General features: G+C 33.0%; 21 protein-coding genes. 7 read left to right on the top strand and 14 right to left on the bottom strand.

The features are described from left to right. Positions 1 to 70: 70 nt before the first annotated feature. The 10 genes from Q1A73_RS14725 to Q1A73_RS14680 all read right to left on the bottom strand — a co-directional run bounded on the left by Q1A73_RS14725 (position 71) and on the right by Q1A73_RS14680 (position 10,263). Positions 71 to 1,318: a tetratricopeptide repeat protein gene (locus tag Q1A73_RS14725; RefSeq protein ID WP_299606988.1), complete on the bottom strand. Its 1,248-nt coding sequence runs from the start codon at positions 1,316 to 1,318 to the stop codon at positions 71 to 73. A gap of 3 nt (positions 1,319 to 1,321) precedes the next feature. Further along, on the bottom strand, positions 1,322 to 2,551 hold the full coding sequence (locus tag Q1A73_RS14720; RefSeq protein WP_299606987.1) for a tetratricopeptide repeat protein: 1,230 nt from the start codon (positions 2,549 to 2,551) through the stop codon (positions 1,322 to 1,324). After that, on the bottom strand, positions 2,552 to 3,865 hold the full coding sequence (locus tag Q1A73_RS14715; RefSeq protein WP_299606986.1) for an AAA family ATPase: 1,314 nt from the start codon (positions 3,863 to 3,865) through the stop codon (positions 2,552 to 2,554). Between the two features lie 42 nt (positions 3,866 to 3,907). Then, on the bottom strand, positions 3,908 to 4,927 hold the full coding sequence (locus tag Q1A73_RS14710; protein ID WP_299606984.1) for an endonuclease/exonuclease/phosphatase family protein: 1,020 nt from the start codon (positions 4,925 to 4,927) through the stop codon (positions 3,908 to 3,910). A 2-nt stretch (positions 4,928 to 4,929) separates the two neighbouring features. After that, the gene (locus Q1A73_RS14705; RefSeq protein ID WP_299606982.1) at positions 4,930 to 5,829 is read right to left on the bottom strand and encodes a rhomboid family intramembrane serine protease; all 900 of its coding nucleotides are present in this window, start codon (positions 5,827 to 5,829) and stop codon (positions 4,930 to 4,932) included. After that, complete coding sequence (locus tag Q1A73_RS14700) at positions 5,829 to 6,581, bottom strand: rhomboid family intramembrane serine protease (protein WP_299606980.1); 753 nt, start codon at positions 6,579 to 6,581, stop codon at positions 5,829 to 5,831. Before Q1A73_RS14700 ends, Q1A73_RS14705 begins: the two co-directional genes overlap by 1 nt. 6 nt (positions 6,582 to 6,587) lie before the next feature. Continuing rightward, positions 6,588 to 8,462 (bottom strand): DNA mismatch repair endonuclease MutL, encoded by a 1,875-nt coding sequence (gene mutL, locus Q1A73_RS14695; RefSeq protein ID WP_299606978.1) that lies wholly within the window; start codon positions 8,460 to 8,462, stop codon positions 6,588 to 6,590. Then, positions 8,463 to 8,756: a hypothetical protein gene (locus tag Q1A73_RS14690; protein ID WP_299606976.1), complete on the bottom strand. Its 294-nt coding sequence runs from the start codon at positions 8,754 to 8,756 to the stop codon at positions 8,463 to 8,465. It abuts the gene before it with no gap. Positions 8,757 to 8,915: 159 nt separating this feature from the next. After that, positions 8,916 to 9,413, bottom strand: a complete 498-nt coding sequence (gene ribH / locus Q1A73_RS14685; RefSeq protein WP_299606975.1) for a 6,7-dimethyl-8-ribityllumazine synthase — start codon at positions 9,411 to 9,413, stop codon at positions 8,916 to 8,918. A gap of 76 nt (positions 9,414 to 9,489) precedes the next feature. Further along, positions 9,490 to 10,263, bottom strand: a complete 774-nt coding sequence (locus Q1A73_RS14680; RefSeq protein WP_299606974.1) for a tetratricopeptide repeat protein — start codon at positions 10,261 to 10,263, stop codon at positions 9,490 to 9,492. Positions 10,264 to 10,399: 136 nt separating this feature from the next. Here Q1A73_RS14680 and Q1A73_RS14675 point away from each other — a divergent pair, with 136 nt between their 5' ends. The 4 genes from Q1A73_RS14675 (at position 10,400) to Q1A73_RS14660 (ending at position 12,487) form a co-directional block, all read left to right on the top strand. Then, positions 10,400 to 11,485, top strand: coding sequence for a DNA replication/repair protein RecF (locus tag Q1A73_RS14675; protein ID WP_299607234.1), 1,086 nt, complete (start codon positions 10,400 to 10,402; stop codon positions 11,483 to 11,485). An 18-nt stretch (positions 11,486 to 11,503) separates the two neighbouring features. Next, complete coding sequence (locus Q1A73_RS14670; protein ID WP_299606972.1) at positions 11,504 to 11,917, top strand: hypothetical protein; 414 nt, start codon at positions 11,504 to 11,506, stop codon at positions 11,915 to 11,917. Continuing rightward, entirely contained in the window at positions 11,917 to 12,213 is a 297-nt protein-coding gene (locus Q1A73_RS14665; protein ID WP_299606970.1) for a DUF721 domain-containing protein, read from the top strand. The genes Q1A73_RS14670 and Q1A73_RS14665 overlap by 1 nt, the downstream gene beginning before the upstream one ends. A gap of 115 nt (positions 12,214 to 12,328) precedes the next feature. Further along, complete coding sequence (locus Q1A73_RS14660) at positions 12,329 to 12,487, top strand: hypothetical protein (RefSeq protein ID WP_299606969.1); 159 nt, start codon at positions 12,329 to 12,331, stop codon at positions 12,485 to 12,487. Positions 12,488 to 12,639: 152 nt separating this feature from the next. Here the strand turns inward: Q1A73_RS14660 and Q1A73_RS14655 are convergent, their stop codons facing one another. The 4 genes from Q1A73_RS14655 to Q1A73_RS14640 form a co-directional block, all read right to left on the bottom strand. After that, complete coding sequence (locus Q1A73_RS14655; protein ID WP_299606967.1) at positions 12,640 to 13,032, bottom strand: hotdog domain-containing protein; 393 nt, start codon at positions 13,030 to 13,032, stop codon at positions 12,640 to 12,642. A 169-nt stretch (positions 13,033 to 13,201) separates the two neighbouring features. Further along, positions 13,202 to 14,665 carry a hypothetical protein gene (locus Q1A73_RS14650; RefSeq protein ID WP_299606966.1) on the bottom strand — a complete coding sequence of 488 codons (1,464 nt, stop codon included), beginning with the start codon at positions 14,663 to 14,665 and terminating at the stop codon, positions 13,202 to 13,204. A 184-nt stretch (positions 14,666 to 14,849) separates the two neighbouring features. After that, a complete protein-coding gene (locus Q1A73_RS14645) occupies positions 14,850 to 16,274 on the bottom strand; it encodes a hypothetical protein (RefSeq protein ID WP_299606964.1) in 1,425 nt (474 codons plus the stop codon). Between the two features lie 280 nt (positions 16,275 to 16,554). Next, a complete protein-coding gene (locus tag Q1A73_RS14640) occupies positions 16,555 to 18,006 on the bottom strand; it encodes a hypothetical protein (protein ID WP_299606963.1) in 1,452 nt (483 codons plus the stop codon). A gap of 169 nt (positions 18,007 to 18,175) precedes the next feature. Between Q1A73_RS14640 and Q1A73_RS14635 the strand changes: the two genes are divergently transcribed. From Q1A73_RS14635 to Q1A73_RS14625, 3 genes are all read left to right on the top strand, one after another. After that, positions 18,176 to 18,697, top strand: coding sequence for an RNA polymerase sigma-70 factor (locus Q1A73_RS14635; RefSeq protein WP_299606961.1), 522 nt, complete (start codon positions 18,176 to 18,178; stop codon positions 18,695 to 18,697). 97 nt (positions 18,698 to 18,794) lie between these two features. Then, entirely contained in the window at positions 18,795 to 19,709 is a 915-nt protein-coding gene (locus Q1A73_RS14630; RefSeq protein WP_299606960.1) for a FecR family protein, read from the top strand. 4 nt (positions 19,710 to 19,713) lie between these two features. Beyond that, positions 19,714 to 22,266 (top strand): TonB-dependent receptor, encoded by a 2,553-nt coding sequence (locus Q1A73_RS14625; protein WP_299606959.1) that lies wholly within the window; start codon positions 19,714 to 19,716, stop codon positions 22,264 to 22,266. The last annotated feature ends 3 nt before the right edge of the window (positions 22,267 to 22,269 follow it).

The following is a 22,269-nucleotide window of genomic DNA, read 5'->3' as shown; positions in this document are numbered from 1 at the left end:
ATTTGGCAGTTTTTTTATTCCTGTATTAAAATATTATGCTGATTTAATTGACTTTACAATGCTATACTATTTATGCGTCCGTAAGATATCCTTGCCAGGCCATAATAAAAAAATATAGTGGATAATAAATACCACAAATAACAAAGAAGATACCAAACTTAAGATCATCCTCTAAAATATTGTGAGTTAAAAAAACTGTAATAACCGTTATTAATGCTATTGACTTAAATAATGTTCTAGCAACATAATCTAAGTCTAAAAAAAATCTTGATAAGATATTAAATAGCACTGCAATTATAATCGCCCAACTAAAAGACCACTCATATTTTGGGTAAAAACTATGAATCATTGGAAACACAAATAACAAAAATGATAAAAGTAAAAAGGTAACTGCATTCATTTTTTCTGAAAGACTTAGAAACCTTCTTCTATCTTTTTTAAGATAAAATAATAACCCATGTATAGGGTCTAAAAAATACCCATAAATGCTCCCAACAATTAGTATAGACAAAGCTGGTGCAAAATGTAAAATACTATAATCGTTATTTATTAATAAAAACAGAGTAATACCACCTAAAAAAAGAAGAAATAATGATGCTATTGACCACTTATTAGGACCTTTACAATAATCATCTATTTTCTGAAAAAAATTATAAAATCTATGCTCAAGAACTTCAATATGAAATAAAAACTTCAAAACATCTCTATCCGCAGGATCCTTTCTAAGCGCTTCTATGATGTGCTCTTTGGAGGCCTTGAGATTACCAAGTCTTAAGTTTACAACTGCCGCCGCTCGATGAGTACCTTCATCATCAGGAGAAATCTCCAGTGAACTTCTTATAGCTCTTATGGTTTCACCTCTTTTGTATTTTTTTCTAGATAAAAGTTTTGCTTTTAAATTAAGCGTATCTGAATTTCTTGGCTCTATTTTAAGTGATTGCTTCACTACTTCAAAAGATGCGTCCAGTCTATTAAGTCTCATTAAAATATATGCCTTTTCATTAAGCAGTAATACTTCAGTAGGAGTTAATCTTAAACCTTCATCTATGAATTGAAGCGCTAGAGTATAATCTTTTTTTCGTATTAAAATACTTGATTTTAGATAATATCCATAATATTGATCAGGTTCACTACTTATTAGTTCTTCTGCTATAGAATGTGCCTGTTCATTTTTTTCGAGATTATAATAAGAAAGTCCTATGAGGTACTTAGCAATATAAGCATCAGGCAATATCTGAAGGGTAGCTTTAAAAAAATCTATAGCTTCCTCATATCTACCTAAATCAAATAATATTTTTCCTTTCTTTAATGGATTCAAAAGTTATTTCTTAAGAAAATTTCCTATCCAACTATAGCCTACCAAACCAAAAATAGAAATCATCATTGGAACTGTAATAGATTCTGTAAAAAGAGAGCCCACTGTACCAGAAAATAAAATAGCAAATCCTATTAAATAACTAATATATCTAGAAGATTTTTTTTCAATCAAAGCCGACATAGATATCGGAATTACCGAGCAAACCGATGAAATACCAAATAAAAACCAATATTCATCCTTGGATATAAAGAATATCAAAAAACTAATAACACTCAAACCGGATAAGATTGCAAACAGTATTCCTGATACTCTATCTTTAGTTTCTAACAAATATTTGCCGTTAGGATTCAACAGTAATATTGCATTTGATAAGGGGCCTATGATCCATCCACCAAGTGCAAATAACAAATAAGGCACAATAACAAAATATGCTACATACGGATATTCCGTTTTACTTAATAAAAATACAACTACCCGATAAGCAATATAAAGCCCGATAATAAAAGCCCATTGATTGCCTTCTTTCATATTCGACACCCAGAAAGCATACTTCAGAAAAAGCCTATACACAAAGTTTTTAGCTTTTATAGATTCTAACATACCATCTTTTGCATATCTGGAGTTAGGATCATTCTTTAGTGATTCTTTAAAATGATGCATCGCTTTTTTATGATCACCTTGCTCTAAGTGTACCCAACCAATACTTGCATGAGAAAAACTTCCTTCTGGATCCTGATGTAACGTATTCTCTACTGTTTCCTGAGCCTCTTCTTTTCTATTTAGTTTCACTAAAATCTGCGCTCTAACATTAAGACACAAAACATTATTAGGATGTAAAGCTAAACCTTCGTTTGCACAATCTAGACTTTTTGAATAGTCTTTTGATTCCAAAAGCATTAGTCCTTTATAGCCAAAATAATCGGGATTATAAGGATCCAAGGAGATAGCCTCGTTAATTGCTTGTAACGCCTGTTCTTTTTTTTCCTGATGCCATGTTATGACGGCTTTATTATAAAACAATTCATCCTCATTTGGATACTGTGATATCAAAAGCTCATTTAGCTTCTCTCCTTTATCAAAATCATCTAATTCTAAATAGCACCTTACAAGTAAACTTTTCGCCCAATAATTATCTGGATCCGATTGTAAGCCTTCTTGTAGCGATTGTAATGCTTTATCGAACTTCCCTATTTGAAAAAGTTGAGAACCTCTTTCAAAAAAAACATTCTCCATTTACTTTCTTATTTTTAGGTACGATAATATTTCGTCATACAAGCCAGAATCGTTCGCGTATAGCGCATAATTCTTAGAGGTAGTAAACCATTCTTTGGTACTAGGCTTTACGCTTTTTATTGCTTTTAACAAATCCTTCGTACTAATTGGTTTAGGAATACCATCACTAAAGGATTGCATCAATTTTTCTTCTATCGCCACATCTATAGAAGCTTGGATATCGGCTCCTGAAAAATCCTTAGCTGCTTTAGCCAAAGCTTTATAATCGATACTTTCTACAGGCTTATCCTTAAGCATGATCTCATAAATTGCAATTTTTGCAGCATGATCAGGTGGCGCTACAAAGATTATTCGATCAAATCTTCCTGGACGTCTGAATGCTGGATCTAAATGCCATGGAGTATTGGTAGCTCCTAATACCAAAATTCCGTCATTATCACTATCAATACCATCTAGTTCTGCCAAAAATTGATTGATTACATTTCTACCCGCAGATTTATTCATATCACTCCTGTTGGCACCAAGAGCATCTATTTCATCAATAAAAATCACACAAGGTTTATTACTTCTTGCAGTTTCAAATATTTCATGAAGGTTTTGTTCACTACTACCCACCCACATATCCAAAATATCATTTATCCCTATACTGATAAAATTAGCATTTATCTCGCCAGCAGTCGCTCGGGCTAGATGTGTTTTACCACAACCTGGAGGACCATACAGAAGAATACCTCCTCCTATCTTTTTTCCATAGGCTTTGTATAGTTCTTTATGTTCTAAAGGTTTAATTATTTTCAGAGAAATCTGTTCTTTAACATCATTCATGCCTCCGACATCCAAAAAATTGACTGTTGGCTTTTTTAGAAACTTGATTGCGTCTTCATCTACCAATGTATCTTCCTTATCATTTACAGTTTGCATTCTTAATACACCATCAAAGTCCGCATTTTTATATGATGTGTCAAAAATAAGAATCTGCTGATAGGTCTCTTTGGCTTCGTTAATATTACCATCTTCCAACTGGCAGTAACACAACAACTCTAAATATTCTATATTTGAAGAATCTAACTCAATAAGTTCCTCCAAAATAATCTCTGCAGGAGCTGTCTTTTTAAGTCTAAAATAACATTTGGATAGCCCAAACTTTGCATCGATAGAATTTCCGTCCAATTTAAGAACCTCCAAGTACTGTTCTTCGGATTTTTGGTATTCACTTCTATCGAAATAGGATTTTGCTATTCTTAACCTAAGAGGAATATTATCTGGGGAAAAAGAAAGTGCTTCCAAAAGATCATCTATAAAATCATTACTCATAGTACGTATTATTTCTCCTATTTTTTTGTTTTAATATCAAAATTAAAGTTTAATCTTTGAATAGATTGGATAATGGTCTGAAAGTTCTACATCATAACTTTTAAAACTGATCACTTCTGCGTCATCTGGCACTAGAATAAAATCAATTCTAGCAGGAAATAACTCGAAGTTAAATGTTTTTCCAAACCCTCTACCAGCTTCCTTAAAAGTATCTTGCAAATCTTCAGATTTGATCTTGTCATAAATATAGGAATAAGCAGTATTATTAAAATCACCCATCACAATATTTCTGTAAGGAGATGATTTTAAATGTGCAATTAACTGCTCTGTTTGACTTTGCTGCTTTTTAAAGGACGTTTGAATTCGTTTTAATAATTTTTGAGAGTCTGCTTTTGTAAGATCATCGGTCTTAGAACTAATACCATGAGATTGCAAATGAACATTGTAAACTCTTACCGTATCCGTTGGAGTGATTACATCCGCAAAAATCACATTATTAGCAGTATTCTCGAAATTTAAAGATCCTTTTTTTGCGAAAGGATATTTAGAAAATATAACCAATGCTAATTCTTGACTTCGATGATGAAAGTAATCGTATTTATAGGGATATTGCTTAAAATCTATGTTTGGATTGTTATAAAACTCCTGTACACAAAAAATATCTGGATTCTCTTTTTTAATAAACTCGGAAATATCTTTAGGAATCTCTTCAGAATCTATCCATTTAAATCTATTAAACACATGAACATTAAAGGTTAATAACGAAAGTGTATCCTTGGTATCTTCGGCTAAGCTTTTACCTCTTAATCTATATAAGGAAGTAACATGCGAAATCCCTAACAATAAAACTATTAATGATAACAACATCTTACGTTTAAACAATATTGCCCAATATAAAAAGAACAATACGTTAACCACTATTAAAATAGGTACTGCTAAGCTTAGAACAGATAATAAGGGAAAGGTCTGTGGGGATACATAAGGAAGTAAATAAGACATTAGCAGAGCGAAAGCCACCAAAGAATTAATAAAGAATATAATCTTATTAACTACCTTTCTCATAATTAATCTTTCCCTGCTTTAAACAAGAAATCTTTTTCTTGTTTAGTAAGGCTATCATAACCGCTTTTGCTTATTTTATCAAGTATAGCATCTATTTCTGCCTGATTAGGGTTTTTGTTTTTTGATGATGAATTTGTTACCTGTGTTTTAGATTTTTTTGGCTTTTTAGCTTTATGTACTGTCTTTAAGGGACTTTTCTTTTTAGGTTTAAACATGGAAACTACGGCATCCATAAATTTTTCAAAACCACTACCAATATCATTCCCTTTTTTTAGCTGAATAGCATATAGATATCCAAATAAAGCTCCTCCAAGATGTGCTATATGTCCTCCTGCATTACCAGCTGGTATTTGAATAATATCTAGAACCACAAAAAATGCTGCAATCCACCAAAATTTTACACTACCAATAAACATTAAACGAACGGACATATGAGGTATATAACTCGCTACAGCTATTAATATTGCCATTACCGAGGCAGATGCTCCTAATAACACAGAACTACCAACTTCGGAGAATACAGGAAATACATTATAAGATAACATATATAGTAATGCTCCGAAAATTGCTCCAAGAAAATAGACAGTTAAAACCCTCTTTTCTGTAAGGTACGACACAAAATATCTTCCAGAAAAATATAAAATAATCATATTAGATGCTAGGTGCCAAAATCCACTATGCAGGAAAGCGTAGGTAACAATAGACCAGGGTTTTAGCACAAACTCTCCTAATTCTTTAGGAAAAACAAACCAGTCCATTATAAAACCACTGGACGCTTCGAAGAGATACGCAAATGTATTAATAAGGTAAAAACCAACAAATACGATTACATTAATAACTATCAACTTTTCAACTATTGAAAAGTTCCTAAATTTCAATTTTAAATCGTCTATCTGTGACATTAGTTCCAACGATTTTGATTAAACGAATTCTTTTTCCAATACCACATTGTGATGAATCCAATTACTGCTCCTCCAATGTGAGCCCAATGTGCAATGTTTGTTGCACCATATACACTTTGACCAGTAATTCCTCCGAAAAGATCCAAAACAAAATACCCTGCAACCAAATACTTTGCCTTTATCGGAACCGGAATAAACATTAGATACAGTGGTAAGTTTGGAAACAAAACTGCAAATGCAGCAATGACTCCAGCGATAGCTCCGGAAGCTCCCACCATTAAACTATGATACGCTCCAAACATATCTGAAACATTTTCTTCTGTTGTATATTTTAACACCGCAGTATTATATCTTCCAGAATCCAAGAAACCAATAATTTCTTCATTTGAAAAACCAGCTTCTATAAAACTTTGATATGCTGGCTGAAAATTAAAGTAATAAAATGCCAACTGAAGTAGCATCGCTCCTAATCCCGCAGAAAAGTACAGAAATAAGAACTTTCTTTGCCCAATTGCATTCTCCATATGACTTCCAAACATGTATAACATAAACATATTAAAAAGAATATGCGCAAATGTTTCTTGACTGTGCATAAACATATGAGTAGCAATCTGCCATATCTGAAAATTGCCGTTTTTTGGAAACCATAAGGCGAATAGTTTGTATGCAGCATCACCTAATGTAAGAGATCCTATAAAAAAGATCACATTAATAATCAATAAGGCTTTAACTGTATCTGTAATTCTTCCCATCTACTCTTAAAATTTTTTATCTATATCATCTACTGTTAACGTGATGAAGGTTGGCTTGTTATCGGGTGTAATTGTTGGTTCGGTGCAAGCAAAAAGACTATTTACAATATATTGCTGTTGTTCTTTAGGAAGCGCTATTCCTGTTTTAACAGCAATACTTCCAGAAATTGATCTGACCAAAAGATCGGTTAATGAAAAACCACTATCTGGCACTTCCTGTTCTATATCATTAATTAGCTTTTCTAATAATACCGAAACTTCACTCTCAGTGGTTGCAGTAGGTATACCAGAAATAGACACATCCGTATCTGTAATTTCGCCAAATACAAAACCTGTATTTTCTAAATGCTCTTGTACTTCTTTTAAAATTTGCATCTCTTGCTTAGAAAAAGACAACTTTAAAGGAAATAGTAATTGTTGACTAACTGCACTTGCCATGGTGATGTTTCGCAACACCTCTTCATACAGCACTCTATAATGTGCTCGATTCTGATGTATGATGACCATACCACTTTTGATGGTCGTAACAATATACTTTCTTCTTAACTGATAGGTAATATGATGCTCTAACTCTGCCTCCTGATCTGCATTAAATAAAGCGCCAGTGACTTCAGAACTTTCAAATTCTATAGAGGTGAAATCATTCTCTAAAGGTTTCGAAGAAGTCTCTGGAGTTTCCAAACCAGCATATAAATTCTCCCAACTTCCAGCAGATTCTTTCTTAAAACTTGTATAACTTTTAGAAGAAGGCGATGAACTTTCTTTAGGATCATCCTTAAACGGATTAAAACTTCTATCAACCTCTATAGTTGGTGTCTTTATCATCTTACTTTTATACTCATATGGAGTATCCATAGAAGCATCTCTATTAAAATCTAATATTGGTGCTACATTAAACTGTCCCAAACTATGTTTTATCGTAGAACGTAACATAGCATACAATGCATGCTCATCATCGAACTTAATTTCCGTCTTTGTAGGATGAATATTAATATCTATAGATTTAGGATCTACAGTAAGATATATAAAATAACTTGGGTGTGTTTTTTCTTTTAGCAAACCTTCGAATGCGGAATTCACACCATGGTTAAGGTAAGCGCTTTTAATAAAACGATTATTTACAAAGAAAAACTGTTCTCCTCTCGTACGTTTGGCAAATTCAGGTTTACACACAAAACCAGTAATTCTCACCAAATCCGTTTCTTCCTCTACAGGAACTAATTTTTCATTCGTTTTCGCTCCAAAAATATGTACGATTCGCTGTCGATAATTTGCAACAGGCAAACTAAAAACCTCACTACCATTGTGGTACATATCAAACTTAATATCTGCATGCACCATAGCTACCCTATGAAATTCATCGATAATATGACGTAACTCTACAGCATTTGACTTTAGAAAATTACGTCTTGCTGGAATATTGTAGAACAGATTCTTAACACTTATAGAAGTTCCTTTAGGAGTTACACATACTTCTTGTGACACTACTTCGCTTCCTTCTATTTTTATTTCCGTTCCTACCTCATCTTTTTCTTGCTTGGTTTTTAACTCCACATGAGCGATAGCCGCTATAGAAGCTAATGCTTCTCCTCTAAACCCTTTGGTATTTAACTGAAAAAGATCTTCAGCATTTTTTATTTTGGAAGTAGCATGACGCTCAAAACTTAATCTGGCATCGGTTACACTCATTCCCATACCATCATCAATCACTTGGATGAGCGTTTTTCCAGCTTCTTTAATAATTAGTTTGATATGTGAAGCCTTTGCATCAATAGCATTTTCTAATAATTCTTTGACTACAGAGGCTGGTCGTTGCACTACTTCTCCCGCAGCTATTTGGTTTGCTACGTGATCCGGTAATAGTTGGATAATATCTGACATTTATTGTCCGGCAGTAAATATGGATAAATCAAAATCAATTATATATAAAAAAATGAAAGTCAACACTAAGGCAATAAGAATTACTCGTTTATTAAATTCTCTATTTCCTCTATTACGACTTGCTTTTCTATCTTCACTCCATTGAGAACCAAAATCAATAGCATTTCGTGTATCGCGATATTTAGTAATTCTATTTTCGAAATCATAGATATTTCCTTCACTCTTACCCTTATAATATCTAGGAGTATAGTTATATCTTCGATTCGTTTTTCTTTTAGGGATACTTAATTTCACGTGTTGCTCCTTTCTTTTTATATTATCCAAATATACTTAAAATGCATAGCAATCTAAAGCTTTTAGCATTACAATAACATCGAATATATCAAATAGCAACTATAGTGCCGCTTTTAAAATTTTGATAAGAATATTAAAAATCAGCAATGAAATGATGTGTTAGAATTTTGCGTCTTTACGCAATTGAGCCATTTTTATAGCAGCAATAGCAGCTTCGGTTCCTTTATTACCGTGCTTACCTCCAGATCTATCTATGGACTGCTGCATCGTATTATCGGTTAAAATACAAAAGATAACTGGAATATCACTCTGTATATTTAGGTCTTTGATTCCTTGGGTAACGCCATCACATACAAAATCAAAATGTTTTGTTTCTCCTTGGATAACGCTTCCGATCGCAATCACAGCATCCAACATATCATAGGATTGCTGCATTTTTTTACAGCCGTAAATCAGTTCAAAACTACCAGGCACATTCCATCGAACAATATTTTCTTTGATGGCACCACAATCAATTAGTGCATCAAAAGCTCCTTGGAAAAGACCTTCTGTAATTGTTTCATTCCATTCTGAAACAACAATCCCAAACCGAAAATTTTTCGCGTTTGGGATTGTAGCTTTATCGTATTGCGATAAATTTTTATTTTCTGTAGCCATATTAAGTTGACTGTTTATTGTTATCGGTTGATAGTTTTAAAATTTAATCCTAGAACTAAAAACCGTCAATTACAAACTACTTAAGCATTCCTTGAGCTCTTCCTAAATGAACATCAGCTTGATTCGCTTCTACACTCTTAGAAAATTCTTCTTTGATTCTTTCTAAATAAGTAATTGCCACATCAGGCTTTCCTAAAGAAATAGCGGTAACCGCTGATTTCAATAAAAACTTTGGAGTTGTAAAGTCATTTGTTTTAGCATTCGCAGCTTTTTCGTAATAAGATAAAGCTTCACCCATTTGATCTAATTGAGCAAAAGCATCACCAATTCCTCCTAAAGCAAGAGGTCCTAGCATTTCATCATCACTCTTAAACTTATCTAAATGATCAATTGCTTCTTGATACTTATTCATATTAAGGTATGAAAATCCAGCGTAGTAATTCGCTAAATTAGCGGCTTTAGTACCACCATAATTTTCAATGATTTCTAAAAATCCATATTTACCTTCTCCTCCGTTTAAGGCTAATGTATATAAAGAGTCACTTACAGTAGTGTTACCGTTTACGGCGTCATCAAAATACTGTTGTGCTTTAAACATCTCGTTAGATGCTTCTAATTCTTTTGGTTCCTGTACGTACTTTTGATATCCTAAATATCCTAATACGACAACAGCGATAGCCCCAACAATGATAAATATATATTTTTGATTGGCAGCAACCCATTCTTCAGTTCGGGAAGCACCTTCATCAAGCGTATTGAATACCTCAGCAGTTGTAGAGTGATCTTCTATTTGCTCTACTTCTTCTGCTTTATTTTTTGGTTTGTATCCTCGTTTCTTATAAGTTGCCATAAATATTATTTAATGAAGGGCAAAAATAAAATTTTTATTCATAATTAAAAGCGAAAATATTTGTTATTTTTTAATATTTTGCACTTCTTATTTGAGAATTTCAAAAAAGTCACTACTTGCTGACGATCAGTGGTTTATGATTCTAAAATCCCTTTCTTTAATCAATTATAAAAATTTTGAATCCGTTAATTTCGATTTTGACACTAAGATTAATTGCTTAGTTGGACATAATGGAGTTGGAAAAACGAATATCTTAGATGCCATCTATCATTTATCGTTTGGTAAAAGCTATTTTAATCCAATAACGAGTCAAAACATTAAACATGGAACGGATTTTTTTATGGTCGAAGGTTTATATGAAAAATTGGATCGGGAAGAAAAAGTAATCGTTAGTGCAAAAAAAGGTCAAAAAAAAGTAATCAAGAGAAATGGAAAGGCTTATGATACATTTAGCGAGCACATCGGTTTCTTACCATTAGTAATTATCTCTCCTGCAGATCGAGATCTTATTACCGAAGGTAGCGATACGCGTCGTAAATTTATCGATGGTGTTATATCACAAAGTGACACCACATATTTATCAGTATTACTTAAATACTCTAAGGTCGTTTCTCAACGAAACTCTCTGTTAAAATATTTCGCCGCTAACAATACCTTTGATCCTACTACACTAGAAATTTATAATCAGCAACTCGATGAATTAGGAAGTGTGATTTACAACAAACGGACTGAGTTTTTGGAAACGTTCATCCCCATTTTTATCAACAGATATGAAGCTATTAGCTCGGGAAAAGAAGCTGTATCTTTAAGATATCAAAGTAAATTAGCAGAAAACAATTTACTTACTCTCTTAGAACAACATCTTTCTAAAGATAGAATGTTACAATACACAAGTGTAGGAGTTCATAAGGATGATTTGATTTTTGAGATAGAGGGACATCCTATTAAGAAATTTGGTAGTCAAGGACAACAGAAATCATTTTTGATCGCTCTAAAATTAGCCCAATTTGATTTCATTAAAAAGCAAAGCAAAGTAAACCCTCTACTCCTATTGGATGATATTTTTGATAAACTAGACGAAAAAAGAGTTGAACATATCATTCAATTAGTAGATGACCAAAATTTCGGACAACTATTTATCAGCGATACGCATGCGGATCGTACCGAAAATGTGGTAAAAAAAATATCGCAATCTTATAAAATAATAAAGTTAGAATCTTAATTTAAACTAACAGAATCAATGACGAAGAACAGCATATACCTATTAATCCTAATATTTGTTTCCTGTGCAAAACAGGATCCAGAAGAAACAATATCCAACATTTCTGGGTATTGGGAAATTGAAAAGGTCATTACTGCAGAAGGTATAGAAAAACAATACAATTTTAGTCAGATGGTTGACTTTTTTGAAGTAAAAGATAAAAAGGGCATAAGAAAAAAAGTGCAACCGCAATTAAATGGTAATTTTATTACCACAAAAGATAGCGAGTCCTTTATTATAACTGTAGAAAACGATAGTATTTGGATGCATTACAAAACTCCATTATCTGAGTGGAAAGAAGCCTTGCTTTCAGCAAAAAACGATCAAATGATTATCCAGAATGAAGCCGGAAATCGTTATTTTTACAAACCCTATACAAAGATTGAATTGTAATGAGCAGAAGACAGAATGACCATCTTAGGATTAGTGATGTACTTAAGGAGTTTGTTAGTGAAAATAGACTTCAGAAAGGATTAGATAAGGTAGAAGTAAAAGATGTTTGGGAGCAAATTATGGGACCTGCTATTACAAAATATACACTCGAAATTAGGCTAGATCGAGAAACCCTATATGTTGAACTTACTTCTTCCGTTCTTAGAGAAGAATTAAGCTATGGAAAAGAAAAGATCATTACCAACCTTAATGAAGCTTTGGGACGTTCATTAATTAAAAAACTAGTTCTCAGATAACTAAAACTACGTTTAGCATAAAGTATTGTTAAACTATCATTTTTTACCTTTTAGACAAGAAACAAATTCCCCATTTATTGCATTAATATTTAGTATTAATTAAATAAATCATTTTATGATGTTACAAAGCATTTTGAATTTAAAAGGAATCACTGTACTTAAAAAGGAGCACAAAAAGGTAATTAGCGGAGGTATTAATTATGAAAATTGTGATAAACCAGAAACATGGTTCTATGACATGTCTGCTGAATGTGAAGCATATTATGGCGGATAACTGGTCAATTCAATAACTAACAGGTAAACAGAGGTTCTCTTTTCGAGTTACTTCTGTTTACGCTTTAGATCATAATTCCATTCTTTCGAATACTAAGATTATTCATCTCTATTCTTGCTAACACTATTTTTACAGAATTTAACAAAGTAATACTAATTTAATGCTAATCTATCTCTGACGTATTCTATTTTCGTCTTTCCGTGTGGTGCAGGTTTTCCGTTTTCATCTAGATATACCATAGTGATATTATCCACTTGAATAATTGTTTTGCGAGTCAATTTATTACGTACCTCACATTTTAGCACTAATGAAGATCTTCCAAATTTTACAACATCCATTCCTATTTCTACAATATCTCCTTGCAAAGCAGAACTCACAAAATTAATTTCCGACATGTACTTGGTAACTACTCGATTACTTTCTAATTGAATCACTGCATATAAAGCAGCTTCCTCATCGATCCACTCTAATAATCTTCCTCCAAATAGAGTGTTATTTGGATTTAGATCGCCCGGTTTTACGATCTTTCTTGTATGATATCTCATTTCCTTTACTTTTGGACAAAGTTACGGAAAGTGCTTCCAATAAATGCTCATAAACCCCTTATCCACAAAGAATTATCTATTTAAGAATTTGCGAATGTAATTCTTACAACATCTTAAATTTTGGTCTTATATTTTTGCTATTTTGATATCCCTTTTTGCAAAAAAATCTTTACTGAACTACTATTTCTTCACAGAATTGTGTTCCTTGAGGGCAAGTTTCCGTTTCAGCTCTAATACATACGACATATGTTCCAGGATCAAATTGAAAGAAGAATATATTGTCACCTGTTGGACCACCGTCTTGTTCTATTATTTCACCATCGATTTCCCATTGATAATTAACGGTCCCAATATCCTGAAAATCCGCAGTAAAATTATAACCAGTGGTATTCCCTTCTTGTTCGAAACTAAAAAATAAATTAGGACAAATTGGATCCACAAGAATTTCCCTACATTCCTCAGCGCCATTTGGGCATGATGGTGTAGTGGTTTTTATACATACCTGATGTACTCCAGGAGTTAATTCTGTAACAAAAACATTATCTCCATTACCACCGCCATCTTGTTCCGCTACTTCATTGTCTACAAACCATTCGTAAGTTAACTCTTCGATACCTGTAAAACTAGCGGTGAAATTATACTGTAATGTACCTTGCTCTTGTTCAAAACTAAAATTTAAATCCGGGCAAAACTCAGCGACTTCTATATTTTTACAAATCTCAATTCCTTCTGGACATTCTGGTGTTTCTGCTTTAATACAAACGACATAAGTACCTGGACCATCAAAATCTCGTAATAAGAGATTATCGCCCTGCACATTTGGCCCATCTATCTCTATAAATTGTCCATCTATAAACCATTCATAGGTACCTATCGTTTCTATATCAGGAAAACTTGCTTCAAATCTATAGCCTAGATTAAATGTATCTGTAAGTTCGGATGTGAAATCTAATTGAGGACAACGAGTTTCACAAGTGCTAATAATTCTATAATAGCCAAAATACGTATCAATAGTGGTACTTTCTAAATTAGCTCCTACTAAAAGAGTAATAGGAAATTTGAAATTAGGTTGATATAGAGCTCCTTGACTTTGATAAAAAGCTTGAAATGCTTCATCAGACGATATTTCTATTTCAACACCTCCGTTATCAAACATTGTGATTGGATAATCAAACTTGAAACAACTATTAAAAAACTGGTCAAAATCATCTCTTACAGTATCAAACTCACATTCTGACAAAACATTAAACAGTGAAGCTTCATTACTTAAACTAACGGTTACATCTGTATTTTTGAACACAATAGAAACAGGAAATTGTAAACCAGTTATATTAAAATTTGGTCCTTGGCTAGCAATTACATCCACTAATCCGTCATAGCTATCTATGGTGATAGTTGAATCCGTATTATAACCCAGCGTAATAGGATAGACAAATCGGAAACACTGTTCATTTTCTGATAGAAACGAATTGTCGGAACCAAAATTAGTAAGCACCGTAACCAAGGAAGTACTGGATACTACGTTATTATTGTTTTCTTCAGGAAAAAAAGAATCATCATTTACACATCCTGATAACAATACAGCGAAGCTTATTAGCAATAACCTTAAACTATATGTATGAATTTTTCTCAAAATATTTCTCTTTATATAAAGTAAAACGCCTGAAAATCAGTATACCCTACCTCAATTTAAATAAAAATTATTTAGTTCATTGGATTCACAATCTAACACATCTGGTTGGTATATACAAAATTCCCTGGAAGAATGATCTTACTTCCAGGGAATCAACCTAATTAATCCAACCTAACTGACTTAACTATTCTATGACGATTGTTTTACAAAATATAGTTCCGTTTGGACAATCTGGAGTTTCTGCTATAATACATATCTCGTATGTTCCTGATCCAAATTGGTAGTATAAATAATTATCTCTTTCATTACTATCTACAATCTCTCTATCTACAACATCTCCGTTGATAGTCCATTCGTATGAAATATCACTCATTCCTTCGAACTCTGCTCTAAAATTATATCCAGGTGTATCTCCTTCTTGATCTACTGTGAAAAATAAATTTGGGCAGCTGGTTCCAGTTTCTTCTATTTCGATTACTTTACAGAAGGTTACTCCTTGTGGACAATTTGGCGTTTCTACTGCCGCACAAACCTCATAACTTCCTGGAGCAAATTGATAGTAAAATGGTTCATCATGACTCTGAGTTGTACCAACAAACTCATTATTAACCGACCAACTCATTGGATACTCTTCTATTCCGTCAAATGCTCCTGGATAGAAATAGTATGCAGGATTATCTCCATCTTGTTCGGCTTCGAAAAACAACTCTGGACAAACAGCATCACCTTCAATTTCAATAACTTTACAATATGATGTTCCTTGTGGACATTCTGGAGTTTCTGTTTTTAAACATACTTCATATCTTCCTGGTGCAAATTGGTAATAGAATCTATTATTATCTCCATTATTAGAATCTTCTACAAATTCTCCATTGATATACCAACCTAACCATTCAATCTGATCAGCTCCTTCAAACTCTACCTGAAAATAATATGCTGGATTATCTCCATCTTGCTCTGCAATGAAGAATAGTTCTGGACATCTTTCGTCTACTTCCTGAACCTCAATTACTTTACAATAAGAAGTTCCTTCTGGACAATCTGGCGTTTCTGTTTTGATACATACTTCATAAGTTCCAACTTCCTCAAAATCCCAGAATAGATAGTTATCTGCATTTTGACCATCTGTTACTACTACTTCTCCATTGATAAACCATTCGAAACGAGTTTCTTCAATACCAGGGAAATCTGCAATAAACTTATAGCTATTAGGTCTATCCAATTGTCTTGTTTCGAAGAATAAATCCGGACAAGGGTTTGTTTCATCGATGTCTACCTCAATCTCTTTACAAACCTCGATAGGACAAGCATCACTAGCTACTCTTACACAAACAGTATATGTTCCTTCTTCAAACTGATATTCAAAAATCTGACTTGCTATATCATCTAAGTTTCCACTTGCTACATCTTCTCCATCGATAGACCAAGTAAGCTCTACATCCTGGATGCCATCTAATTGTGCGGCAAAACGATAAACAGCACTGCCAGCAACATTATCTACATTAATTGTTACATCTGGACAATTTTCTAGTTCTTCAATTTCTTCACAAGAGGTAAATCCCACAAGTAGTGTAAAAATCATTACACACCAAATACTAAGTTTTTTCATTGTTGTAATTTTAGGGGTTATTTTATATTAATTATTTAGAAGCTTTTACTTGCTTTACAATAATGAAACGCAGCACAAAACCAATACCCTACCCCTTACTTTAAAAAAAGTTAAAAATTTGTCATAAAAATCTTAAAAACCACCCTAAAGCCCTATTAATATTGGATATTAAAGTATCTACGAATAAAAAAAAAGAGACCGTAAAAACGGTCTCTTCCTACAAATAAGTGATTATTTATTCAACTGACTGAACTTAATAAACCATCACTTCGCATATGAATTAAAGCCCCTGAAAATCAATCTCAACACATTCTTGTAAGCTTCCACATTCAGAAGATTCTGCTTTATAACAAATCTCATATCTTCCTGGCTGCTGAAGGTGATCTTGAAGTATTAAGAAATGTCCTGTGGCAGTAGTTGGTGTAACTTGATTACCATCAATCTCCCAAACTACAGAGTTATCATCTAAACCAAATAAAATTACTCCTTTTGCATTCACAAATTCTGCAGAATTTGTAGTCACATATTCTAATTTAAAAATAGTACAATCTACAGGCTGAGGCTCTGGAATTACAACATCTCTACAGAACTCTGTTCCGTTAGGACAGTCATTTGTTTCTGCTTTGATACAAACTCTGTAAGTACCTGGATTGTATGAAGACAAATCAAGTTTATCATCTCTATCTTGACTTTGTAGATCCTCTGTTTCTACCAATACTCCATCTACAAACCATTCATATACCGCTAATTGATCTATTCCTGCAAAGCTTGCAAACATAAATGGTCCTTCTTCTATAAAAGAAAGGTCAGGACAGCCATCATCTCCACCGCCATTATTATCATCTGTTACTTGAGCTGACACGCATGCTTCGATTCCTTGAGCACAATCATTAGATTCAAACTTTACACATACTTCATAAGAACCTGGATTGTAATCACTAAGATCTAAAGTAATTGTAGTTCCTTGGATTTGAAGATCTTCTGCTGCTAAAGGCTCATTATTAACAAACCAATTAAATGATTCGATATCATCTGTTCCTGAGATAGAAGCAACTACGATACTTCCTTCTGAGCTTAAAGTTAGATCAGGGCATGATCCTTGTCCATCTCCATCACCTTCTATTGTGATCTCCTCACAATATTCTGTGCTTGTACAAGTAGGGCTTTCAGAAATTAAACATACAGTATAAGTTCCTTCTTCTAAATTTTCTAAAGAGAACTTATTATCTCCTTGATTACTTGTTCCTTCGTTTTCGATGATCTCACCGTTTTCTAGATTTTCACCTGTCACCTTCCATGCATAAAACTCTAAAGTGTCTATTCCTTCAAAATCTGCAAATAAATACTCTCCATCTCTAGTAAATTTTAGATCTGGACATCCATCCATCTCTTCTTCAATGGTAATTTCTCTACAAAATTCCGTTCCTTCAGGACAATCTGGTGTTTCCACTTTAATACAAACATTATAGGTACCTGGATTATAAGAAGAGAGGTCTAAAGTATTATCTCTTTCATTTTGCTGACTTTCGGTCTCTACCAATTCTCCATCAACAAACCATTCGTATGTATCAAGATCTTCAATTCCTTCAAAATCAGCAACTAGTTTTTTCCCATCCTGTCCAAAAGATAACTGAGGACATTCAGTGTTTTGATTATCATCTTCTTGTTCACAAGAAGAAAATGCAATCATAAGCCCAAACATAAGTAAGCTAAAAATTCTAAGATTTTTCATGTTAATTTTTTAAGTAAATAATAAGTTATGCTCAATTGAGATGTTTGTTATAACACTAGTAAAACGCCCAATACCAAAACTACCCCACCCCTCTTTTTTTGTTTTTTTTAAAATTTCTTTTTTTTGATACCAGAAAAAAATCTAGTTTTGACAACAAATGAATCCCCAAATGTCTGATAGTAAAAACTCTACTTGTGACGAACAAGCCTTTGATCATTTTTTCAAAAGTCACGCAAAACTTTTGAGAAGTTATCTGTATTATAAGTTTGGTGATTTAGATCAGGCAGAAGATATTGTTCAAGATGCTTTTATTAAATTATGGAACAATTGTGCTAAAGTACCTTTAGACAAAGCAAAAAGTTATGTTTATACTGTAGCCACCAACCTAGGAATTAGTATTGCTAGGCATCAACAAGTAAAGTTTAAACATCAGAATTATATAACTCAGCGTAAAACTGATGTTACTAATGAGTCTCCGGAATTTGTGATGTTAGAAAAGGAATATATGGAGAAACTGAAGAATGCTATCGCTGATTTACCAGAAAGACAAAGAGAAGTTTTCCTTTTAAGTAGAATTGATAAAAAAACTTATAGAGAAATTGCTGAGTTATCTAATGTTTCCGTTAAGGCTATTGAAAAATTAATGCACAAAGCTTTATTAAGTTTAAGAAAAAAGATTGGTGACATCTAAATTATAAATGAGGTAAATTGTTAAAAATTAAAAAAAATTAATAGCAAGGGGTAGGGTAATTAATAAATAGAACGTTTTTTATATATAAAGGCAGATTATGTTAGATAATAAAAATGATGATATATTCTTATCCAGATGGATTAACGGAGAGCTTTCTCCAGAGGAACTTCGTGAGTTCCAATCCCATCCAGAATATAAGCACTACGCAAAGATAAAAGCGGGTGCTGACGCCTTAGATTTATCTGAATATGATATCGATACAGCACTGAATACTATCAAATCTGGAAAACAAACTTCTATTGAAAGTAATCAAAAGCCTGTTATCAAATTTTGGCCTTATGCCGCTGTTGCAGCATCAATTGCAATTATTTTTGGTCTTTTCTTTTTCAATACCAATGATTCTATAAGTAGTTCCTATGGAGAACAGTTAGCAGTAACCTTACCAGATGGTTCTGAAATAATTTTAAACGCAAAATCAGAAGTTAGTTTTGATAAAAATGACTGGGAAAACAATAGGACTGTTTCTTTAGACGGTGAAGCCTATTTTAAAGTTAAAAAAGGAAGCACTTTTACAGTAAATACAGAAAACGGCAACGTAACAGTTTTGGGAACCGAGTTTAGTGTAGATTCACAAGCCTCCCTTTTTAAAGCTGTATGTTTTGAAGGAAAAGTGCGCGTCCAAAGTGGTGAAGAACAAATAATTCTTACAGCAGGAAAAGGATACAGAAAAATTGCGAAATCTGCATCCGAAAATTGGGTTTTTGAAGCATTAGAACCTTCTTGGATTAACAATATTAGTTCATTTAGAAGCGTACCGGTAAAATATGTTTTTAAAGAATTAGAAGAACAATATAATATCAACATCGAAACAAAACAGTTAGATACATCTATCATTTACACAGGAACTTTTCCTAACAATGATATCGATGTTGCTCTTAAAACGGTTTTTAGTACCTTAGGTTTGCAATACCAACTATTGCAAGACAATAAAACCGTGGTATTAGACAATTAAGAGCATGACCAGACTTTTTTATGTTTACATACTTTTATTAGGTATATCAGCTTTTTCGCAAGAAAAAGCTTCTTACATTATTGATGCGGATAACGTAGACCTTTCGGCTGCACTACTTTTATTAGAAGAACAATATCAAGTAAAATTCTCTTACTTAGATGCTATTCTAACACAAAAGAAAGTCTCCTTTAGAACTACAAAAGACACTACTATAGAAGAAGTGATCGGTCGATTAGAAAAGCAAACGCAATTAAAGTTTGAAATTACAGGGAATAATTTTATCACTGTGCGGACTTATTCCAAAAAAGACGCACACTCTATATGCGGATATATATTTGATGAAAACAACGAACCTTTAGAAAAGATACGGGTATTTGTAAAGGCCTCCAGAACAAATATTACTACCGATGAAAAAGGGTACTTCGAAAGTACTGAAGTCCCTTTTAATACACCAGTACTTATAAGTGCTCCAGGATTTCGGCAAAAAGTAATTAATTCATCAGAGTTTATTCGCCAAGATTGTAATACCATTTATCTGATCCATGCCATTGAAACATTGGATGAAGTTATTATTCAGGAATATCTTACTAAGGGAATTACCCAGGATAAAAGAGTAATTAATATAGATCTTAAAGATATTGAGATTTTACCTGGTTTAACAGAACCCGATATTTTACAGAGCATCCAACAAACGCCAGGTGTTAATAGCCCTTTTGAAACAGCTTCTGGAATATATGTTCGTGGAAGCGCTCCTAATCAAAATTTAGTACTTTGGAACGGTATAAAAACCTATCATCAGGGACATTTTTTCGGGATGTTATCCGCATTCAATCCATATGTAGTAAAAGAGGTTGATTTTTCTAAAAGTGGAGTTAGTGCAAAATATGGAGATAGAATTTCTGGGATTATAGATATTAAAACTGAGGATAAGGTAGCTGAACGCTTTTCGGGTGGTGCAGGTTTTAATATGATTAATGCTGATGCCGTCATTCATACTCCTATTATAAAAGATAAAGTTTCGTTACAAGTATCTGGAAGAAGGTCTTACACAGATGTTTTCGAAACATTTACGTATAAACAGTTTGCAGACAGAGTCTTTCAGAATACCACAATTGCTGAGACTGTAGAGCTAAACGATGCTAAAAATGATTTTTTCTATGCGGATTACAATGCAAATCTGATCGCGAAGCTTTCTGAGGTTGATAAAATTGAGGCAAACGCTATTTATAGTAAAAATGATCTGGATTTTAAGAGGAGTGATACTTCGATGTCGTTTAATGATAATTTAGTCACCGAAAACGAGGGATACAATATTAGTTGGAAACACCAATGGAGCCCTAATTTAGGTATGAAAGCAAGTAGTTATTTTACCAGTTACTTGCTGAATTATGAATTCATAACTAGAGATTCTGGAAGCATAACAGAAACTGAAAGTAAAAAGAATAGTGTTAAAGATTTGGGCGCAGCACTTGACTTTTCATATAACATATCGGATTATCAAAAACTTTTAGGAGGTTATCAGTATGCTAATAATAAAATTAGGTATGCTTTTGTTACTACTACGCCCACTTATGAGTTAATTTTAGATCAGGATAATCGTTCACTAAATACACACAGTATTTATGGCGAGTACAAATACGAGATTCCAAATAGCTTTTATCTTTCTGCTGGTCTTCGATTCAACAATTACTCGGAATTAGAAAAATCCTTTGTGGAACCCAGAATTTTCTTGCAAAAAAATCTCTCAAAATTCTGGGAAATAAATGCAACTGCCGAATATAGAAGTCAAGCGGCAAGTCAAATCAGAGAGTCTGTTGTTAGTGATTTGTCCTTAGAAAATCAGGTGTGGACTTTAGCCAATAAAGAACAGTTTCCTATTATTACCAGTTATCAATTTACCTTAGGAAGCAGTTTTAAAAAGAATAAATGGTATTTTGATGTTGATGGATATTATAAACAAATTGATGATATAACTTCTCTAACCGCTGGTTTTATAAACCCTATTGATAATACCTATCATAATGGTGAAAGTACCGTTTATGGAATCGATGTGTTCTTAAAGAAGCATTTTAATAATTACAAAACCTGGGTAAGTTATTCCTATATAAATACTACAAATAAGTTTGATGATATCAATAATAATGAGTCTTTTCCTGGCAATTGGAATATCGAGCATACTATAAAATGGTCTCACTTTTATAAAATCAATAACTTTCAGTTTTCGTTAGGCTGGTTATGGCATACTGGAAAGGCTTTCACCAATGTAGACGGAGTTGACGAAAGCGGAGAGCTCGTAGTATTAGATTTCGGAGAAATCAATGGAAATAATTTACCGATCTATCATCGACTTGATTTTTCCGCGATCTACGATTTCAAACTAAAATCAACTTCACCCATCAATTACAGACTTGGACTTTCTATCTTAAACCTTTATGATAGAGAAAACCTGTTAAACAGAGAGTTTAGAACCACTAATTCTCTTGACAACCGTTTTATTAATGATGACATTACCTCTTTAGGAATCACACCTAACCTAAGTTTTAGAATTCTTTGGTAGTAT

The organism is uncultured Aquimarina sp., from assembly GCF_947492115.1.
GTDB lineage: Bacteria > Bacteroidota > Bacteroidia > Flavobacteriales > Flavobacteriaceae > Aquimarina.
Note: the sequence above shows the minus strand (reverse complement) of the source record. Positions and strands in the feature narration are given on the sequence as shown.